The sequence below is a fragment of the Paenibacillus sp. FSL R5-0701 genome, from assembly GCF_037973995.1.
Classification (GTDB): domain Bacteria; phylum Bacillota; class Bacilli; order Paenibacillales; family Paenibacillaceae; genus Paenibacillus.
This window is the reverse complement of sequence record NZ_CP150230.1, coordinates 3,603,786-3,625,080: the sequence shown is the minus strand read 5'-3', so window position 1 is coordinate 3,625,080 and position 21,295 is coordinate 3,603,786. Positions and strand designations below refer to the sequence as shown.

Annotated in this window: 10 protein-coding genes; all 10 read right to left on the bottom strand. The window is 44.7% G+C overall.

Annotated elements, in window-relative coordinates:
- Nucleotides 1-319: 319 nt before the first annotated feature.
- On the bottom strand, nt 320-5,347 hold the full coding sequence (locus tag MKZ13_RS15985; RefSeq protein ID WP_339176720.1) for a hypothetical protein: 5,028 nt from the start codon (nt 5,345-5,347) through the stop codon (nt 320-322).
- A 266-nt stretch (nt 5,348-5,613) separates the two neighbouring features.
- Nucleotides 5,614-6,822 carry a GDSL-type esterase/lipase family protein gene (locus MKZ13_RS15980; RefSeq protein WP_339176719.1) on the bottom strand — a complete coding sequence of 403 codons (1,209 nt, stop codon included), beginning with the start codon at nt 6,820-6,822 and terminating at the stop codon, nt 5,614-5,616.
- A gap of 17 nt (nt 6,823-6,839) precedes the next feature.
- Nucleotides 6,840-9,071, bottom strand: coding sequence for an FAD-dependent oxidoreductase (locus MKZ13_RS15975; RefSeq protein ID WP_339176718.1), 2,232 nt, complete (start codon nt 9,069-9,071; stop codon nt 6,840-6,842).
- A gap of 95 nt (nt 9,072-9,166) precedes the next feature.
- Nucleotides 9,167-10,777, bottom strand: coding sequence for a response regulator (locus MKZ13_RS15970; protein WP_339176717.1), 1,611 nt, complete (start codon nt 10,775-10,777; stop codon nt 9,167-9,169).
- Nucleotides 10,777-12,498 (bottom strand): histidine kinase, encoded by a 1,722-nt coding sequence (locus MKZ13_RS15965; protein WP_339176716.1) that lies wholly within the window; start codon nt 12,496-12,498, stop codon nt 10,777-10,779. Before MKZ13_RS15965 ends, MKZ13_RS15970 begins: the two co-directional genes overlap by 1 nt.
- A gap of 110 nt (nt 12,499-12,608) precedes the next feature.
- The gene (locus MKZ13_RS15960) at nt 12,609-14,195 is read right to left on the bottom strand and encodes an extracellular solute-binding protein (protein ID WP_339176715.1); all 1,587 of its coding nucleotides are present in this window, start codon (nt 14,193-14,195) and stop codon (nt 12,609-12,611) included.
- A gap of 65 nt (nt 14,196-14,260) precedes the next feature.
- Nucleotides 14,261-15,130, bottom strand: coding sequence for a carbohydrate ABC transporter permease (locus MKZ13_RS15955; protein WP_036615551.1), 870 nt, complete (start codon nt 15,128-15,130; stop codon nt 14,261-14,263).
- A 13-nt stretch (nt 15,131-15,143) separates the two neighbouring features.
- Nucleotides 15,144-16,091, bottom strand: a complete 948-nt coding sequence (locus MKZ13_RS15950; RefSeq protein ID WP_036671347.1) for an ABC transporter permease subunit — start codon at nt 16,089-16,091, stop codon at nt 15,144-15,146.
- Between the two features lie 275 nt (nt 16,092-16,366).
- Nucleotides 16,367-18,652, bottom strand: coding sequence for a DEAD/DEAH box helicase (locus MKZ13_RS15945; RefSeq protein ID WP_339176714.1), 2,286 nt, complete (start codon nt 18,650-18,652; stop codon nt 16,367-16,369).
- A 116-nt stretch (nt 18,653-18,768) separates the two neighbouring features.
- Nucleotides 18,769-21,069, bottom strand: coding sequence for a stalk domain-containing protein (locus MKZ13_RS15940; RefSeq protein ID WP_339176713.1), 2,301 nt, complete (start codon nt 21,067-21,069; stop codon nt 18,769-18,771).
- Nucleotides 21,070-21,295 lie beyond the last annotated feature (226 nt).

The following is a 21,295-nucleotide window of genomic DNA, read 5'->3' as shown; positions in this document are numbered from 1 at the left end:
TTCAATTCTAGCACGTTTATGATGGTATCATTGATGATTTGTGTGGGTCTAGAGAAACGTTTTGAGTGTGACGAAACATAATCTGAAAGCGGCAATTTTTTTACGGGAATCCAAAAAAGTTGGATTTGGCAAACTTAAGTGATTTATGGGTGGTAAGAGGAAGGCGGCCGACTGCATTTCCTTGTAAACACACTTTCTTGCACCTAGACATAAAGAGCCGAATGGATCGTTTTGATCCACTCGGCTCTTAGCGTTATTTTACAATCATTTGTATAACGTCACTTACCGTTGTTCCACTTCCATTCATAATTCACTGCCATTATTCAGAAAGTGTCGGTTTAACTGGCACCTCATTGGCAAGCGGCTCCGAATCCTCGGAATGTCGTTCGAACATAACAGCGTCAACCCTCGTATAGATCATATCCGCAGGAAGTGTTGGCGGGTCTACCGTTGTAGGCGTAACCCTGGTTAACCGGACATACTCGCTGCCGTCACCCGTAAAGTCGAACGTCCCTAGATTAACCCAACCTGATGAGCCAACCGTTGCATCCATATAGGTGACCTCGGTACCCGTTTTATGCTTCACTTCCACTTTGACATTATTATCGTTTCCCGTCGTATGGACAAGTTTGTAGATCGAGACCGTATATTTCCCCTCTGGAAACTGGCCTTTCCACGTCGCTGATGAGCCTTGAACTGTTGAATAGCGGGATTTAACCCCAATTTTGTATCCGGCTAAATTGCTTTGGCTCCAAGACCCTTCTGTCGTGTATAACCCTGTTGTATTTGTACTGTCCACGATAACCGTTAGGTCCCTGATCGTGATATTCAAAGGTGCTGTGGTTAAGGTCACTCCGTCAATCGTAACAGTAGCCCATACCTCAATGTGATCCGTGTCTCCATCAAGATTAAGAAGGGTCAACACCCCACTGCTATTCACTTCGGCCAGATCCGTACGATCAACGAAATATTGCACATCGGCCTGTGTAAGATCACCGACCAAACCGTTATCCAAATAACCGGTTACGCTCAGTTGTGCGGTTTGAGTCATCTGCAGTTCGTTCCGATCGGACAGGATCACAGCAGACTCCAATTGCGGTACCCTGTTTGGGTCCACCCACATGATTGCATCGGCAACGACTCTGGACTTATTGGCCTTATTGGTTAGTTCCACGTACCCGCTATCGCCTGCAGCAAAAGGATAATCCCCCAGGTGCACCCAAGTACCATTCGCTGTTGTCTCATCAACTGTCACCGTATCGGAGCCTCCGCTATGATAAACGGTAAATGAGACATTTGTTGCCCAATTTTCACTCGCAGCCGTGATTTGCGGAATCTTATAATACACACTGTAAGTGACACTTTCCGGCAGCTCAGGCCGCCATCTCATTTTGCTTGTCGCTGTGCCGGTCGTAGATTTGGCATACACATAGTTATCATAATAATAATCGTTAGCCGTCGTATCCCTTATCCAGACGCCTTCTGTCTCCGCCTCCGTATTATCCACGATGATGGTTGAACTATCCTGCCCATCGGGTTGAACTGGAGTTTCCGATACCTGATCCGGCAGATAGAGTGTCCGCTTACGGGTCTGTTTCCCCTCCGATTCCACGTAATACGTGAAAGTTTGGGATAAATCATTCACCCGTATAGACCATTCCATCGGGTATATCGTATCTGGCACGGTTGTGTACGTTGCCCCGCCATCCAGGGAATAATGGATTGTCGCTGGTTTCGTCGTTTTGGCCTGCACATAAGCATCATAAACCGTTTCGTCAGGCTTAACGATCAGCATGCCTTTAACCGCATCAATTGGACTGTGGGTATCAAAGAAATAACTTGCATCCGATGTATCTGCCGTTCTGACCTGATGCAACGGTACATCAATATCAAGTCCCTCTACAATGATCGCGGTGATGCCCTTGCCTGAAACCGTGGCTTGAATGATTCCACCACTCATAACTGCTTGTTCTGGTGTACCATTGTCACGGATGATCGTTACGGTGTAATCCTGTGCCGGGTTGAATCCAATAATGTGTTCATTCAATTCAATTGGAGTCTGAACTTCTTCTGAAGATGCGTTACTTAATCCGATGTAGAATTTATCGCCGCTCTCACCCGTTATCCAATTCAATTGAGGATGATTGGTCTTAATAATCCCCTTGGGCATCCATAGCCAAACGTCGGAATTACCATAAAATTGACCTGGTTTATTCCCATAGAGGTGATATTTGAACCATAAAAAATTCGTTTCAAAAACGGAAGGAAACGTAATACTGCCGTTCGATTTCAATGATTGTTCGCTGATCAAATAATCCATCGTTTGCCCGAGCTGCCCCGGGATATGGTGATAATAGATGGATGTAGCCCCGCTTGGGCCTTCCAGAGGAAAGTCCGGTTCAAGTTGGCTAACGGCGAAGCCTTTATAATAATAACCTGGATAACTGGAATATCGTCCAATAACCGCATTATGAGCAATATCCTGCAGCAGTTCATCCCCTGTATAAAGCGACAATCTCAGCATGAATGGAGCTTCCTGAGCATTCATCCGATAATAGCCGGTTGTACTTCCTGCTTCAAACGTCAATCCGCTTGGTGAAACAAGCCAACGCTCCGCTTGAACACCTCCGGCAATATCTTCTGGGAGCTTGAGTCTAGGATATTGAAATTTACCACTTTCCGGCCAATGGAACGACTCCGCGTAATTATATGTCTCCGGCTGAGGAATCGTAACGTTACCTTCAGGAACGGGGCGAGCAACAAACATTGTTGCATAGCGTTTGGCTTCCTTATAGGCGGCATCCAAGTATTTGGGATCCTGAGTTTCCTCATATAGCTCCAAGATTTCCATCCACAGCTTGCTGTAATAATAAATGAACTCATTTTTACTCACATCGACGGATGCAGGCGTATCGATATGTTGCGTGATATAACTGTCGGCTGCATCCTTTGCAGCTTGCAAATACTTCGCATCTCCCGTCATCCGATACATCATAAGAGGTTGAATAACAGGCCCCCGGTCTTTCTGGTCAGGATCACGTACGAGGTATTCTTCCTGTGCCAGCGCCCCAATACCTGCCGAAGTTCCCATCATCTGATTTACAGCGGCTACACTTGAAACATCGAACGGCAGAGTAGCCATTTTCCATAACGAAGGCACACCGTAAACTTTCTTCTGCGTTGGTGACCAACCGATACCATTTCGCGATACGCCATACTGGACGGACGGCAGTGCTCGCGTATCGTATAGCTGGTCATCACCCGTTAAATAGTAAGCTCCCAAAAGAACCGCATTCGAGCTTGTTCGGACGCTATCCTCGTTTTCGATATCGATAAAGCCCTTGGCGCGGCTCCACCACCCGCTCGGTGAAGGGACATAATTAACAGAATCGTCCCCTTGTGGCTCAACCTTAAGCAAATCGATCATATTAAACATCGCGTCAGTGAGTGACTGATCTGACACATTTTCCCGGTATGCCGAATAATCGTACTCATTGCGAAGTATATCCGCGTAGGACTCATACAGATTGCTTTTTTGAGCGATTAGACCCATATGAAATTGATAAGTGCTTTCTGCGGTCATTTGCGAATAAGTCCCTAATTGAGGAGCATAAAGGATGGGCTGCACACTGCCTTCGTTGTTGACCAGGCTCATGCCAAGCCGTTGTTTCGTCACGCCTCCCGTCGGTTCAAATTCAACCGGAAGCTCTGCCGAAGGTACAAATACCCCATACGTCATTGGATTTCCCGAACCATCATTTTTCTCAACCAGGCTCATCGGAGCGCTCAGCTCTCTTAAACTTGTTGATTCCACCGTACCTACCATTTTGGCATGTGACCTGAATCCATTTAACACTTCATTGATGCCCGAGACTGCCTCTGTTGTGAAGGACTGATATCCAATCACATAATTGCCGTCGCGGCGAGGCGTAAAGGCAAAAGAAACATCTGGTTTATCCCCTGCCATGGACCAATTCACTTCAAAATCGTAATCACTGCCATGCGTAGAATCGGTTAATACCGCCGTCTGGCTGTCAGGAAAGGTGATCCCGTCGAATGTAATCCAGCGTTTGTTCATCGTATCATAATAATTGGTTCGGCTCCCCGCATTCCCGTCCAATAAAACCCATTGTTCCTCAAGTCTTTCTGATTCATTATTGATTGGCATCCAGTTTCCCGTGTCCGTGTTCTTGTAGAACATGTCACGCACGATGGATTTGCCTCCATCCCATGCTGCCTCATAGAAGGTCGTCTTGTAGTTAGCATTTTCGATGCTGCCTTTCTCTGTGTAACTGAGATTCGCTAAGGTACGGCTTCTTAGCGGGGGCAACGGTGGTGCTTGTTGACGGATATTCCCCTCGAACTTGACTGCATCAGCCCGCGTAATAATTGTACCCGTAGAAGGCTGCGTTCGAGTCAGCCTGACAAATTCGCTATCATCACCACTAAACTCATACTCCCCCAGATCCACCCATCCAACCGATGGACCTGACGAAGGTCTAAGATCCATAAACTTCACATCCGTAATCCCGTTATGAACAATCTCAATCTTCACATTACTATCTGCTTTATCCGCCCAATCCAGCTTATAGAACGATATTCTCGCCGTCCCTGCTTCCAGGCGTGGATTCCATGTGATGCTTCTATTTACGGCGTCTGTATATTTGGAACTGGAATTATTGTAACCCTTCACTCCCGCACTTGTGCTCCAATAAGGTGCGGAAAATCCGTTATTAGCGTTGCCGGAATCAACCGTGACGACATGATCAATTGTGAGGCTCCCATCATCAATGATGATTGTCTTATGTGGCTCTTTCTGCCCTATATTCCCTTCGAACTTGACCGCATCAGCACGTGTAAGGATCGTGTTTGTGGTGCCGGTAGACCGGGTCAATTGAACAAATTCTTCACCAACACCGGAAAAATAGTACTCTCCCAAATCAACCCATCCCGTTGGTGCGCCAGATGAGGGTCTCAGATCCATAAAGACTACATCCGTCGTTCCATTATGAACAATTTCGATTTTCACATTGCTATCAGCCTTATCCGCCCAATCCAGCTTATAGAAAGATATTTTCGCCGTTCCTGCTTCCAAGCGTGGATTCCATGTTATCGTTCTGCCTGCTGTACTTGTATATTTGGTGCTGGAAAGATCATACCCCTTCACCCCTGTGCTTGTAGTCCAATTTGGAGCCGCATATCCATTGTTCTCGTTACCCGCATCAGGTGTCACAACATCATTAATCTTAATGCTCCCGTCATCGATAATAATCGTCTGATAAGGTAAGGTCTCCGCATAAGCGGTCCTTATTCCGATCAGGCTGGAAGGAACTACGATCGTCAACATGAAAACGATGAAGAAAAACAGCTTCCTTTTGACCATACAATTCACAGCCTCTCCTCATAATGATAACGCTTCCAAATAAAGTTGCCTTCTGCCTAGTCCCACTCTGTCGTTATTATCTTAGCATGTTAGATTACGGTGAAATTTCTTTCATTTTAAGAATTTCTTATACGATTTTAAGTAAAAAAAGAAACCTACATTCTAATTGATTGCTCAGTTGCAGTCAGATAGAATATAGGTCTTCCAAGTGTTCAGAGTGATCCAATCAATTATAATGGCGGCTGCACCAATAACAACTTTCCAAGCTGAATGACCGTTTGATCATACCAAGCTGGATGCTGTCGAACATGTTCCATACTTCGTTCATTGCCGCTAGCCTCAAACACGGCCGCTTTGTCAGTTTTCTCATGATCGATCTCGAAGCGAACTGTATGTTTCCCATTGGGGAGCTCCGGCAAGAAAACATATTGATTTCGATTATGATCGTTGTAGGGCGTGAATCGATCAATAAGGAAGGGTTCCCCTCCATCCACCGACACCTTCAATCTGCCAGAATCTGGCCCCCCGATATCAAATAAGCCGATGTGTGTTCCCTCAAACTCCACAGTGACCGTCTCTCCGGGATCAACTGCTCGCCACAGACCAGGGAACAACCAATCGTACTCGCGTACTAAAGGAAAATTATCGGGAGTCATGTAAGACCATCCTGCCGAAAAATGACTAAGACGATCCAGTGGCAGCATGGTTGCATACTCCCAAGGATTGGCCGGGACCAAAGTGTCCTGCGGCAAGTGATGTTCCACTTTTCCCGGGTGATCTCGAAGTTCGCTCATTTTCTCAAATGACCTGGTGATTGTATCTGTGTAAATCTGATGTCCTTCGGGAATCGTTGGATGGATCGAATCATGCGTGAAAATAACGGCTCCGGGGATAGACACGTCTGCTCTTGAAGTAAAAATAAGCTTTCCATCCGAAACCAATTGACTGACCGCTACGCCCAGATGAATGGAAGGAATGCCGTAATAGTCGGCGACTTCCTCTTGCATAAGAGCGCCCTTCTGGTATTCGCCGGATTGAAATGAGATCAAATCCCGCTCCTTAACCGTATATACAAACAGGATATCGGTAAACCGGCTCCGCTTGCGAATCTGTCGGACAATGCCTTCGATCCGCGCCTTGGATTCGGGAACTCCGCCATCGTTACCAACAAATTCAACAAATACGAGATCAGGCTGATGACTCAGTACATCTGTCTCCAAACGGGCACAGCCGAGGTCCGATCCTGTCCCATCAATGCCTGCGTTCACAGCGCGAATATCGGCATGCGGATATTGCCCTCGCAGCCAATCCGCCATCATGACCCTGTATCCTTTCGAACGTGTATTACTGCCGCCAAAATAGACAATGGTTACTGTTTCTCCATTTTCCAACTTTTGAATGACATTAGGCAGCCCTCTTCGAGGGAAAAATTCCTTCATCTCGACTTCACCCGCCCTCACCTAGCGTTTTTAGGAGCAAAAAGTTTTACAGCAAACACTTCATAATAAGGCGAACCATACGTAGCACAAAAATCAAACCGGATTTGGGTTACACCTTGTGCATGCACCTGATGTTTGTTCAACGAAAGATAATTCCCGCGGACTTTAATTTCACTCTCGGTTCCATCCTCTAACGTTAGGGTCACATCATAATCTTGGATCAGTGGTTCGATTGGATCGTCGAAATGCTCCAAATTCAGCTGCGAATTGAAAACAAGATGGATTTCATCCAGATTCTTGGGGCTTGCAAAACCAAATTCCAACCATTCCTGTCCTTCTGTACGTTCCGAAATCCAGCCGTTCGGCAGACCACAAGGTCTGGAGAAGCCGTTGACGACATTCGCAGGATTATACATATTCTGGGGTGGAATCAGCTCCTTGAAGCAAATGCTCTTATTAAGCTTCTTTAGCCTGGATGGCTCTTCAGGTCTATAAAGGAAGCTAACCGCTCCAGTCATTCTCTCTTCATTGCTGTGTACAGTAAGGCCCGCCGTACCTTCCAATACGATGTAAATTTTGTCGTCTGCTGGCTTCTTGCAGCTGAGGTCCAGTGTAATCCAGTCATCATGACCCGCTGAAATCACCAAATTGTAACCTTTCAGCTCGCTGGTGGGAATATAATTTTCCTTTCGATCCCCGCCAAACAGCTTCACATGCAACGTTTCCGAATACCCGGAACTATTTTTAATTTTGATCTGCACGCTTTCTGCTACGGATGTCTGGATCGGCAAGACCAAACATAACGCTTTTTCCAAGGAGATCTCTTCGGTTAGATGAAGTTGTTCATAGCTTCGCTGAGACGAGGCACGAATCGTTAATCCGTCAGCGAAATATGGATCCAACGGCTCTTGAAGGCCTACAATCGTTTGCCCGTCGCGAAGCAGCTGCGCCTGAAGCTCATCCATATGGGCTTTGACTATGTTCGCGGGGTCTGTATCGTATTTTACGCATAACGCAGCAGCCGTTCCTACCGCCTGCCCCATACAACCGCAGGTTGCCATCACCCTTGTAGATCCAAAAGCCACATGGGTAGCACTTATATTGCGGCCAGCGAACATAAGATTAGGAATATTACGTGAAAACAAGCTGCGGAAAGGGATATTATACAATCCCGGCACAAAATTCCATGCTGTGGCCGGTCCCTCATCGTAGATGCCTTTATTTGCATGCAGATCCATATACCAGCCTCCGACGGATACCGCATCTTCGAAATGAGGCTTTGCTGTAAGATCGTTCTGAGACAGCATGTGTTCCCCTATAAACCGTCTCGACTCCCGCTTTCCCGGAATCGGGCATACATAATCCAGGATGAGGTTGTCTACATCATCAAACTCACCGCTATTTTTGATATAATCCCATATCCCGTACACCAATTTCCGCAGTTCCAATGCGATGTCTTCATTATTCTTGATAATATCCATATGTCCGCCGTATTCCAGCCACCACAATCCGCCAAGCCCGTTGATTTTCCTTGGAAAAGACCGATGGTTTAATCCTTTTCTGATACTATCAAAAAACTCCAGCTTCGTAATATCATACGCAAAGCCAGGCTTTTTGTAAGGAACGGAATAGTTTACGTCACGGGCTTGAAACAGAATCGTATCACCCATCGTGTAATGATCTGCCACTTCTGGAGCGAGCCCCTCCTGGTATTCATGCTTCGCCTCTCTTCCCCATCGGAAGTGAGCACCTGCTTGGTATCCAACAATTCCATCCCCGGAGCAATCGATGTAGGTTGAGCTTTCAAAACGAAATTTTCTTTCGGAAGCTAGTTGAAGGCCCTCCACCCATTTGATTCTGCCGTTCTCCATGCCCGTTTCATGCACACATGTATTCAGAAACAGAGAAATGTTGGGCTCATCATACACCATGTCGAGCAAGACCGTATCCGAAAGTGAAAGCATAAGTTTTTTGTTGTATAACGGGTTGTAATGAAAGATCTTCAGTTTGAGTTCTTCCACCAACCCGCCCTCGCGAGCATAATAGGATGGACTGTTTCCGAGATATGCAGACCCATTGATATGAACTCTGACCTCGCTGCTCGCATTTCCACCCAGAACCGGCCGATCATTGATAAGTGAAACCTGCAGCCCTTGGCGTGCGGCAGCAATGGCAGCACATATCCCGGCAATTCCTCCGCCTATGACGGTTACATCTGCTTTGATAAGTTCCATTTTGATAACCTCCATGATTAGATGCTCCTATCATGGTAATGGTTTTGACCCCTTTTTTTTTACAGGATTTCGCGAAAAAATCATACATTTTTTGCATCCTTATTTGGATTCTACCGTGTCATTTTTATCCGATATTGCTTAGGTGTATCCCCCGTATATTCTTTAAACAGTTTGCAAAAGTACCCTTCATTGACGATACCTACTTCCTCGCACAATTCCAACAAAGAATAATCCTTCACATTTAACAGCTCGAGAGCGAGGTTGATTTTTTTACGATTGATGTAGCTGATCACGCCTTCGTTCATTGTTTTTTTGAATAAGCTGCTAAAATACGATGGCGCTAGATTCACTTCCTCGGCAATTGCTTCCAGCGTTAAGCGTTGTTTCAAGTTTGTCTCTATATAATGCATAGCACTCATGATTTCTGCACGATGTAACAGTTGGCCCGCATGCACGTATTCGAATGTGAAATCGCCAATATAGGCGAGCTGCTCCTGAAAAGCCATAAATTCCATGGGGAAGTCTGGAACTTCCGTGGCCATCTTATTCCCCGATTTAAATTTCACGGTAATGTCTCTGTACAAGTCTCTAATCATTGGCGCCATGATAGACTTGTGGATTTTATGGTCCGTAACAAATTGCGACAGATCGGCAAGTGCATTGTCCAGCTCTTCCTTGGAAATCTTCCTCTTCAGGCGTATAAGAAAATCAGCCAGCTTCTGCTGAAAATCTGCTTTTTTGTCATTATGGTATTGGAACCGATGCATCGGTGTTTTTACGACTTTTTCAGTATGATAATAGAAATCCTCACTCACATTTTTTGCTTCCGTGTACGCCTGTTTGATCGATTCCCAGCCTCGGTGCGGACCTCCAAAAGCGACAGATACCCTTTTATTCAAAAATTGATGCAAATGAGAGATGATCTGCCCTCCCAAGGATAGGCAAGCATATTCCGTTTCCATATCACTGCGGTTATTTTCCCAGGATAAAAAACCAATAAAACGATTATCCGACAGATCCGCAGCTACCCCACTACTACCATTCATCACTGTTTCTTCGATGATATTTGTTATCGCATACTTCAAGATGTTTTGATCTGCAGCCGCGTATTCGTTTCGGAAACTTTCATACGTATTCATTTCAACGATGAAGCAGCAATAGTTGGATTGAAAGAAATGAAACTGCATGCGATTGGCAAAATCCGATGCCCGATGAGAAGGAATTTCACCTCGGATCAATTCGTTAAAAAATTGCTTGCGGACTCTGTATTTATTTTCAAGCACGGATACGTTTAACGAGTGAAATTCCGCTTCTTTTTTCTCAAACTCATTTAAAATTCCGGCTGCCTTATCCAACGCTCGATTCAGATCCGCTTCCCTTAGCGGAACCTTTACAATGTACTCCAATACGTTGGCTTGAATCGCTCGCTGAGCGTATTCGAAGGATGAATAGGCGGTCAGAAGTATGTACTGGGTATGGGGGAGCTCCGGCTTGAGCTGCTCAATCATGGAGATTCCGTCCATTCGCGGCATTACAATATCGGATATGACAATATCCGGTTTAAGTTTTAAGATCTCCTCGATCCCATTCAGCCCATTATTCGCTTTGCCCACTAGAACAAATCGTCTATCCCTATGAGAGAGTTCATTAAAAAACAATTCCAATCGTTGAATGATCAGGTCTTCATCGTCAACAATGAAGCAGGTATAGTCTCTCCCCATTATGCATCTCCTTTTGGCAATTCTGCCGGGAATACAGCGCGTATACGGGTTATTTCCTTAGGTATGCTAATGATTTGCAGTCCGAATTGATCTCCGTAGTGAAGTCTTATTCGACCATGAATATTATTCAGCCCAATTCTTTTTCTTTTTACTTCCTCTTCACTCGGTTCTGAGATTAAAATATGCTTTATTTGATCAGCTGGAATTCCCTCGCCTTGATCAACAACTTCGATGATAACGATACTGTCCTCCCTGTACGCATGAATCGTAATTGGCCCCTCAATTCCCCCTCCGTTGTAACCATGGAAGATACTATTCTCCACAAGGGGCTGCAGCAGCATTCGGAAAACTGGAAAATCCATCAGTCCTGCTTCGATATCTTCAATCAAGTGGAAGTTTCGGTTATACCGGATGTTCTGGATCTCGATATAGTCCGCTACATTGCGTAATTCCTGGCGTAGGGAAACCTTCTCAGAAGCATCGTCTACCCCGTACTCCAATAAAGAAATGAGCGACCCGATCACCACATCTACTTTCTCTATTTGTCCGAGACGTATCACATTGCTGATTGAACCAAGCGTGTTATACAGAAAATGTGGATTGATTTGAGACTGTAACACCTGGATTTCCAACTTCCGCTCAAGTTCATTATGATGCTCGGCTCGGCGAATAAGTTCAACAATCTGCTGAAGCATACGATCGAATGCCCGTGAAAGATCGCCAAACTCATCGTTTCGATTAATTGTTATAGTCGTTGTGAGGATGCCTTGTTCCACCTGCTTCATTTTTGTTTTGAGCGTATAGAGTGGTTTTCTTATATATTTTGCAACCAAAAAAGAAATGAACAAACTTAAAATAAGACCTGCAGCGAGAAGCTCGAGGTAATAGGTTTCCAATCTGGACAACGCTGCTTTTAAGCGTGATTCATCGTTGATCGAGATGATGGTCCAGTTGAATTTCTCCGTTGGTTTTTTCAAAAGGGAGACCGGAATACCGTCGTTGGTAAACAGTTGAAGGTTTGTTTCTGTCGTATCCAGAATTTCTTCCGCTGACGTCTCTCCGATCGAAAAAGAATGATCTTGAATATTCAGAGGTCCTTTATTTTCAGAAAATCCGGCAATGATCTTACCTGACGCAGTGATCAGAGCCAGATTCATTTGTTCCTGTTTATTAATCTTGAACAAGGTTTCTTCAATGGCATTTAGATCCAAATCAACCGCAATGGCCATAGGAAACGGAGTACCATTCAGATATCGAACCATCGTAACGGTCCAGCCGGAATACTTCGATTTGTAAGGTTCACTAACAAAGGTAGTCCTTCTATTCTTATCAGCCGCATCAAATAAAGGTGCTCTTTCAGATAACGGTTCATCAAATATACGAGTAGGTGTACTTCCACCCAGAATGGATAAATCGCTTTTGATCAAATAAATATTACTGACATAGATACTGTTGAGTTCATACAGCTCCCTTAATTGCTTTTTAATCACTTCGGTATTGTTAATGTTGGCTTTCACTGATGTTTCAACTGAGAAGAGAATCGTCTGGAAGGAGGAGAAATTAACAGTGAAATACTGGTCTACCTTGTCTAGTATTTGATTGGTGTAAAAAATGTCATTGGTTCTTATTTCCTTTTGGACATAGCGATAAGACAATTGGCTTATCAAGATGATGCAGCCTAATACAAAGGCAAATACGATAAAAAATAATTTTAAAGGCAAGCTGATTCTTCTTCGCATCCATCATCTTCCTTTTAGTTCCGTTTTAAACTAAGAATAGCATATGCTAATAAAGAGAGGGGCTACGAATAGCCACTCTCTCTACGTTTATTTTACTTGATAAGGCCGGCTTCTTTAAATTGCTGGATTGCTGTTTCTTTATATTTCTGCATGTCAAACTTGGTATCCAGCGTCTGGAGGAAATTGTCCCAGTTGGATAGAGGCTCTTTGCCCGTCATAAATTTAACCAAGCTTTCATTAATGAAACGTGTGCGGTCAGCATCCAAGGTATCGCTAGGGTCTGGGGTCAATAAATTTCCGGGCAACGTTGGCCCCACATATTGCTGATTGTCCTTGAAAGCTTCCGCCGTCTTCGGATTCTGGAAACTGAAGTACTCCGCATCATCACCACGGCGTGGCATTCTATAATGATCGACCCACAGATACTTCTCTTTCATTTCCTTCGATAACTCGGAGGTTTTATTTTTGATCTTGCCGTCTACGACATCCCAATGAATCCCTTTGATACCGTATGCAAAGTTCGGATAGGCTTCTTCATCCGTAAAAAGATAATTTAGCATGGACAAGATCCGAATGATTTTATCCTCGTCCGCTTTTGCGGATATGGCCCATGAGTTGCCCTGGAACGATTTTCTCTCTACAATTTGATCCCCGTAAGGACCTTTCATCGGAGGGATAACGATCCATTCCGGCACCTCGCCACTAATTTCTTTCATTTTCTGTTGATAATCCGGCTCTAGTCTACGAGCATCTCTGATCATGAAGCCAACTCTACCCTTAAACATCTTTTGGTCCAACAGATCAGGCGAATTCATCGTCACCCAGTCCGGGTCAACCACCTTGGCTGCCATCATTTTATTAATGTAAGCAAGCGCCTCTTTCATTTTGGGGTCGATAAACAGAAATACCGGTTCATTATCTTTTATCTCAACGGCTGAAGGAGGATTGACGCCAAACATCCACATCAAGCTATCAAAGCCGTAGGTTTGCAGATTACCTTCTTTATTCATACCACCGATGAATCCGTACGTATCGTTTTTACCATTCCCGTCCGGGTCTTTCTCTGTAAAGGCTTTCATAACTTCGAACAGCTCGTCAGGTGTCGTTGGTACCTCCATATTCAACTTTTTCAGCCAATCGTTACGGATAAAGAAGCTTCGACTGATACCGTTTACATTATCATAGCCTGGAACTCCAATCGTTTTTCCTTGATAGGACATCGCCTCCCAGGAGTCGTTGCCAAACCGTTTCTGTAGTTCAGGGAATTGGTCCATATACGGTGTCAAATCCGCAAGAACACCTTGGTCGTAATATTGCGCAAGATCAGCACGGCTCTTCAAGAAGATCAGGTCTGGAATATCCCCGCCTGCAATAAGTGTATTCAGTTTGGTTGTTGCTTGACCCGCCTGAGGAATCATCATATCCAAGTCGATGTTCATCTCTTCTTCCAACATTTGGCGTTGAATATCTTCTTCACGTGGAGGTACCGGAGCAGCAGCATTAAAAGTGCCTTGGTTAAACATTGAGATTTTCATTTTGGTTGCAAACTGGCCAGACTGGCCTTGCGAATTACCCGAAGTTGTCGATGTAATTTCTTCATTTCCCCCACACCCTGACAATAGCGTTCCAAGTCCTAAGATTGCCGACAGAATAGCAAATGAAATCTTTTTACGCTGCATATTGACCTCTCCTTTGCTTGTATATTATCACGGTTTCCCCGTAATAAGTTAGGTTGGAACACCTTTTATCCTTTAACGGATCCCAGGAGTACACCTTTGGTAAAATGCTTTTGCAAAAATGGATAAACGATCAATATCGGAACTGTAGTTACAACAACTGTAGCCATCTGCACTGCGAACGTACTGACAGCCCCGGAATTGGCGAGCGAATCAGCGCTTTGAGTTGCAACGTTAAGCAGGATGTTGCGCAAAATCACTTGAAGTGGCATGTAGTTGGAATCATTGATATATACAATGGCATCAAAATAACTGTTCCAATGCCCGACTGCGTAAAATAAGGAAATGGTGGAAAGGACAGGTAAGGACAGGGGTAAAATGATCCGCCATAACGTCTGAAGTTCACTTGCACCGTCTACCCTCGCTGATTCCTCGATTTCACCAGGTAATTGCTCAAAAAAACCTTTGATGATCACCAGATTAAATGCACTAATGAGATTTGGAATGATCAATACCCAAGGACTGTTTAACAATCCCAAAGAGCGGATTAGTAAATAAGTCGGAATTAATCCCCCACTGAACATCATGGTAAACACAATGAAGAGTAAAAACGGACTTCTTCCGGGCAAATATTTTTTGGATAACGGGTAGGCCGCGATTACCGTAAAAAACACATTTAACGCAGTGCCTACAATCGTTCGAAATAACGTAATTTTATACGCCTGCCAGATCCCATGCGAGATGAATACTTCTTTATAGGCCAGAAAGGTAAAGGATTCTGGTATAATGACAATCCCTCTTCTTAATACTTCCGATTCTGGTGTTACGGAGACAGCAACCACATATAGAAAGGGCAGCACGCACAGTAGGGATAATATAATAAGAACTACATAAACGACGGTTTGCCAGACTTTTTCCCCGATTGTCATATGGATCATTCTAAAGACCACCTCACCAGATTTGCCCATCGAATTTTTTGGCGAGCTTATTCGCTGCCAACACTAAAGCAAATCCGATGACAGCTTTAAACAATCCTACAGCCGTAGCCAAGCCAATCTTAAGACGTTCCAACCCTTCGCGGTATACCCATGTGTCGATAATATCGATCTTCTCCTGGTTAAAGGTGTTGGCAAACATGAATATTTGGTCAAAACCCGCATCCAGGATATGGCTTAATTTAAGAATCAGCATCAGAATAATGACTCCTCGAATACCAGGTAACGTGATATGCCAGAGCTGTCTCCATTTGGATGCACCATCCATTCGAGCCGCTTCATACAAGCTTGGATCGATTCCTGCCAAGGCGGCAAGGTACAAAATCGCCCCCCATCCAATATCCTTCCATACTTCAGATAAGATGATCAACATTCTGCCCCAGGCAGGTTCGGTTAGAAACGAGATGGGTTCAACACCAAAATCCTTCAAAATCATGTTAAAGAGACCATCGCCAGGGGCTAGTAAGGCTACCATAATTCCATACACGATGACCCATGATAGAAAATGAGGCAAATAAGTGATGGTCTGTACGATTTTCTTAAACCATTGGCTATACACTTCATTGAGGAGTAAAGCAAGTACGATGGGCGCGGAGAAACCGAACAATAGCTTATACAGCGATATAACAATCGTATTTTTCATGATGTCCCAGAAATAAACGCCGTTCATAAAATCGGTAAAATTTTTGAATCCCACCCATGGGCTATCCCATAGTCCCAAAGCCAGGTTGTAGTTTTTAAAAGCAATCATGATTCCCGCCATAGGAATGTATTTGAATACCGCAAAGTAAATTAAAGCTGGTAACAAGAGAGCATACATCACTTTGTGCTTTTGTATCGTCCTTATCCATGTCTTTCGCTTTTTGGAGATGGGAATGGCGTCCGCTGCCAATTTTGCTTGCATTTCATCACCTCGTCTTTGTTTGTATTTGTATAATAGCACCCACCTATCGGATAAATTTCTGAGATATCAAGAATTTCTTATAAGATTTTAAGGAAGTGTGCCTGGCTCGTTTCAACAGCTAATCCCGGCAGGTGAGACAAGAACTTGTGCCACTGAAATAAAAAAAGCCGCTATAATAGCGACTTTCAAATGCCGTATTTATACTTCTCCCCAAAAACTCTCAGTTCACAATCGAATTCAACAATTATTGTTCATCGATCGTCACGCTCCCATCACTATTTTGACATCCTATATACTGGCTTCAGTAATAGCTTCAAAATCTTACTGCCCCAAAAAGCAAATACCGTCGTTCCGGTCCATGAGCTGCGCTTATCTTGGCTGTACTGATCGTTGATCATATAGGTCCGAGTCGAAATAGGACTCTTCAGACCGAACTGTTCCCATTTCTCGGGATCATTCGAACCTCCAAGTTTTCTAAGCATATTTGCCGACTCATGATCTATTTTAGCCGGAATTTGCTCGAATGCTTGGGTGATTTGCGTATGAAACTCGTCGATTGGGTTACGACTGGTAATGCTCTCGAGATGAATGCTTTCACGAATGTAAGAAACGTATGCGAGATGGTCAGCCCAGAACTCGTCGATATAAAAAAGCCGTACACGCCGCTCCGATGGACTCATCAGTCTCTCAGCTTTCAAAATTCCGAGCCGTTCTTCATATAGAATTCGCCTCTGATCCTCCACCATATCCGAATAACAGTTCAATTCCCGCTGAATATCGAAGTTTTGACCTATAATAACGCGCTGGATATGCTCGATTTTGCTGCGGAGCGCCGGATCATCAAGAACCTCGTCCTGATTTGGAGCGCGAAACAGTTTATGAATGCCAAAGCGAAGCATCAACTCGTCTTCCAGGCTGATATAAAATACGGAAGACCCAGGGTCACCTTGGCGGCCGGAACGCCCGCGCAGCTGGTCGTCAATTCGCATACTTTCATTCACATATGTACCTATCACGTATAATCCGCCCAGTTTGGCAACCACTTCTGCCTGAGCGGGATTACCACCGCCGAGACGAATGTCGACGCCGCGCCCTGCCATATTCGTAGATACCGTTACCGCGCCTATTTCTCCCGCTTTAGCGATGATTTCGGCTTCTTTTGTATCGTTTTTGGCATTCAGAACCTGGCAAGGTACACCAGCAGCGGCAAGCGCCTCCGCCATCATATCAGATTCCTCGACGCTTGACGTACCAATAAGAATGGGGCGTCCCATCCTATGGACGGAAGAGATTTCTTGTACAAGCGCCTTATATTTGGCTTCTTTATGGGTGTAAATTCGGTGCTTGTGGTCGATCCGTATGTTTGGCTGGTTTGGCGGGATCTGCACGACTTGTAACGCATAGATATCCTCAAATTCCATTGCTGAAGCGTGAGCCGTAGCCGTCATTCCGCAAATTCCCGAATACAGGCTAATAAAGTGCTGAATCGTGATCGTACCGAGAATTCTCCCACCGGCCTTCCACTGCAACCCTTCTTTTGCCATCAGCGCAGCTTGCAGCCCGTCCGGCAAATACCTGTTCTCGGCCACACGGCTGGTGTGTTCTTCGATTAGCTCGATTCCACCGTCCCGGACGATGTAATCGACGTCTTTTTTTAATAACGATTCCACATGCAGCGCACAATTCAATGAAGTTAACCATTGACTGTTATGGCTATCGTACAAGTTGCCGCATCCCAGCAGCAACTCCGCTTTTGCAGCACCCGCTTCATTCAAGTAAACGTTCCGCTGGAACTCGTCAAAATCGTAATGCTCTCCTGGCCGCAGCTGCCGGGCCACTTCTGCGAAAAGAACGCCATCACTCTTGGAAGCACTCGAATCGCCACTAATGACTAACGGCACCCGTGCTTCATCAAGAAGCAGCGAATCTGCTTCGTCAACGATGACGTAATGGAAAGGACGATGCACGGTATCGGCTTCATTTAATGTTATTGTGTCACGCAAATAATCGAACCCTGCTTCTTTAGCTGTAACATAGGTTATATCCTTGGCGTAAGCTTCCCGTTTCTCGAACAGGCTCATGCCCGATTGAACCGAGCTTACCGTTAACCCGAGGAAGCGATAGATCGGGCCCATCCACGCTGCATCTCGATTTGCCAAGTAGTCGTTAAAAGTAAGCACGTGAACGCCTTTGCCTGTCAGTGCGTTGAGGTAAACAGGCATAACAGCAGAGAGTGTTTTTCCTTCACCGGTATGCTGCTCGATCAAAAATCTCTCGTGCAAAGCAATCGCAGCCATAATTTGCACATCGTAAGGCTGTAATCCGAGTGTTCTCTTCGCAACCTCGCAAACTAGAGCATAAGCATCAACAAGCAGATCATCCAAAGGCTTGCCTGATCTTGCTTCTTCTTGCAGCCGAAGAGATTCCGCTTGCAGGTGCTGATCATCCCAAACTTCCAAGTTCCGTTTCCTGATAAGCTCCACTTTGTCTCGATAATCCTTCAACAATCGCCGGTTATCTCGCTCTTTGAATTCACGTATCAACTTGACGACTACATTCATCGGAATTTGATTCCTCCTTAGTAGAAATAAGTTGTGAAAAGAAAAGACTCCATATGGAGTCTTTTTTGTCGATGATTAAAGTGCCACCAAACCATTCGTTATAAGAGAAACCTACATTACTTCTCCGATGGGAGTGGTGTAAAGAGCAGATTGACCGGCAGGTTGCTTCCTGGTGCGGCAGAGAATAGAATGGTTACGCTCTCTCCAGTTGAACCGGTGCGGTAAAGCACGCTTTGTTCACTTGAATTGGCAACCGCAACGTTACCTTCGGCAATCGATACCAACTGATTGTTCACCAGAGCTACTCCGGAGTACTTCCCTCCACGAGGGTTAAAGGAGATAAGTGTACGCGGTGCAACATTGGTCAGCGTGATTTTGTACAATACGCCGAAATTACCCGCATTGGATGCGTCTGTGTATGCCATCGGATCTGTTCCTACCAGATTGGGATCGCTTGAATTGTCACCAAGTGGCAGACGGGCAGGTTTGATTCCCACGTGCTCATCGTACTTTATAATGCGAGTCGCATTCGGGTACGTACCCCGGTTGTGCACTCCGTCACGATCAAGCACAGGTAGCAATGGCAGAGCCTCGAACGGATCTTTATTTTCTTCCACCAGGATAACGTTATAATCTAAGGAATAATCACTATAAGCGTCCGAATAGAGGGAGATGACTTGTCCTTCTTTCATCGGCGTTTTATTAAGTTCTGTCAAAATCAGTTTGCTTTCTCCAGGTTGAAGGTACTCTTTCTTTTGATCCGCTCCAGTCTGAATCGACTTGAACCATTTATCAATAGACAATTTCCCAGCTACGGTAGCATACGGTGTAGGTCCGGCAAAGCCCATATTCTGTTGTTCAAATACGGCTGGATTCGGATTGTTATTGGTTGCAATCACATACATTTTTACTCTTTTGCCTGTATTGTTCACGTGGTGAATCATGAAACGGGTCTGCCCCGAAGATGATTCTTTATATACAATGCCTTCCGTATTCACAGTTTCCGGACTGTTACTGCGGATCAGCAAACTTGGCTCATCCATGTACGTATAAGGCACTTTCTCCATCGTAGTCACTTCGCCGCCATTAAAGGTGAATTTCTGTCCTACCGGCGTGAAGAGTAAATTAAAATCGGTAAATGAATATAAGGTCTCATTGGTTATGGTGATGACTTTGGAGTACGTGTTCGTAGCACCGTGATTGTCAGTTACCGTAAGAGTCACCGTTTTTGGACCCGGTTCAAAGAACGCAAGTGAATTGTTCTCCCACGCCGCTTTAACAATATTATTTTCATCATCTGTACTTTGGTCTGTGTATGTTATTTTTTCGCCCATTTTATACTCTTCTTTATCCGTGGCGAACATGGCTACAGGAGGAAGATTAGGAGCCAAAACTTCAATCGTAGTTGAATAGGGATCGCTCCATTGACCATTGGAATCCTGTACTTGATATGAAATCGTATATGTACCTGCTTGATCAAATGAATCCTGGCGACCAGTCCAGCGTTCGTCAACGATATCCATTCCATTAGGTGAACTGGAAGAAGTCACGTAGTCTACTTGATCACCCGCAAAAATTTCCTTTTGGGAAATGGTAAAGCTTGCAACAGGTTTTGTATTAAGATTCAACACAACCGTTTTAGCCGACTGATTCACTTTATAGGTGATGTTCAGAGCTTGAGTAATGGAAGTTAACGGCACCATGAATGTACTTTTTTGCTGATAAGCAGGGCCTTTCATCGTTCTGGTCTCTCCATTTACCGTATAGTCCTTGCTGTTAGTTTTGAATCGGAGTTCATCTTCACCACTAATAATGATGGTTTCCTTGGTTTTGTTATCATATTTGACGCCATATCCCACACGGTCAACCAGCGCACGGATTGCAACATAGGATACACCGTTTTTTACAGCCATTGGCTGTCCAGCAAGATACGTTTTTCCATCCTGCTCCATTTTGTTGCTATTCATGTACAACGTCAGATTTCCACCTGCTGCTGCAGGAGACGTCCCATCAACGGATGGTTGCTCTATCTGAGCAGGCGTAGCTGGCGTTTCAACCTTCTCAGGGGTTTCCTCTTGAACTACAGGTTTTGCACCCGTTTCGTTTGTAGTCGACTCTCCCCCATCCAATGCAGGTTTCTCGCTGTCTGTTTTAGGTGTTGCCTCAGTGCCGGTTGAGGTTTGAGTGTCCTTGGTTTCAGTGGGCGGAGTAGTGATAGATTTGTTATTGCTCTCCGTCTTCACTTCACGCTCTGCAATCGGCTGCTCTTGTTTTAACACCTCAACTGATTCTACATTGGCTGTGTTTACTGACGCGGTGTCACCTTGCGGTGCTGATTGCGCACTCACAGAACCAACTGCAAATGCTTGAAAAACGGCTAAAGCGGTAAAAATGGATAATTTCTTCTTCATATTCATGTGTTGTCTTTGGCTCCTTCTACTCTCTAGTAATGTATAACCCCTCAAAAAGTCATAGTATTAGACGCTAGATTTAGGAAAAAGTTTCTAATTGAATTGTAAATTATGGATGGTGCAGCAATTTCGAATGATATAAACAAAAGTTACGTACAGTAAAAAGTCGCCAAAGAGGCGACTTCGAATACAAATATTCTAACAAAACCCAAATGGTAACTCTTCTTCTATG

Bases quoted from the DNA above. Each gene is read 5' to 3' on its own strand.
- MKZ13_RS15960 (WP_339176715.1), bottom strand. From the start codon at position 14,195: ATGCAGCGTAAAAAGATTTCATTTGCTATTCTGTCGGCAATCTTAGGA.
- MKZ13_RS15970 (WP_339176717.1), bottom strand. From the start codon at position 10,777: ATGGGGAGAGACTATACCTGCTTCATTGTTGACGATGAAGACCTGATC.
- MKZ13_RS15950 (WP_036671347.1), bottom strand. From the start codon at position 16,091: ATGCAAGCAAAATTGGCAGCGGACGCCATTCCCATCTCCAAAAAGCGA.
- MKZ13_RS15945 (WP_339176714.1), bottom strand. From the start codon at position 18,652: ATGAATGTAGTCGTCAAGTTGATACGTGAATTCAAAGAGCGAGATAAC.
- MKZ13_RS15940 (WP_339176713.1), bottom strand. From the start codon at position 21,069: ATGAATATGAAGAAGAAATTATCCATTTTTACCGCTTTAGCCGTTTTT.
- MKZ13_RS15980 (WP_339176719.1), bottom strand. From the start codon at position 6,822: ATGAAGGAATTTTTCCCTCGAAGAGGGCTGCCTAATGTCATTCAAAAG.
- MKZ13_RS15955 (WP_036615551.1), bottom strand. From the start codon at position 15,130: ATGATCCATATGACAATCGGGGAAAAAGTCTGGCAAACCGTCGTTTAT.
- MKZ13_RS15975 (WP_339176718.1), bottom strand. From the start codon at position 9,071: ATGGAGGTTATCAAAATGGAACTTATCAAAGCAGATGTAACCGTCATA.
- MKZ13_RS15985 (WP_339176720.1), bottom strand. From the start codon at position 5,347: ATGTTGACGATCGTAGTTCCTTCCAGCCTGATCGGAATAAGGACCGCT.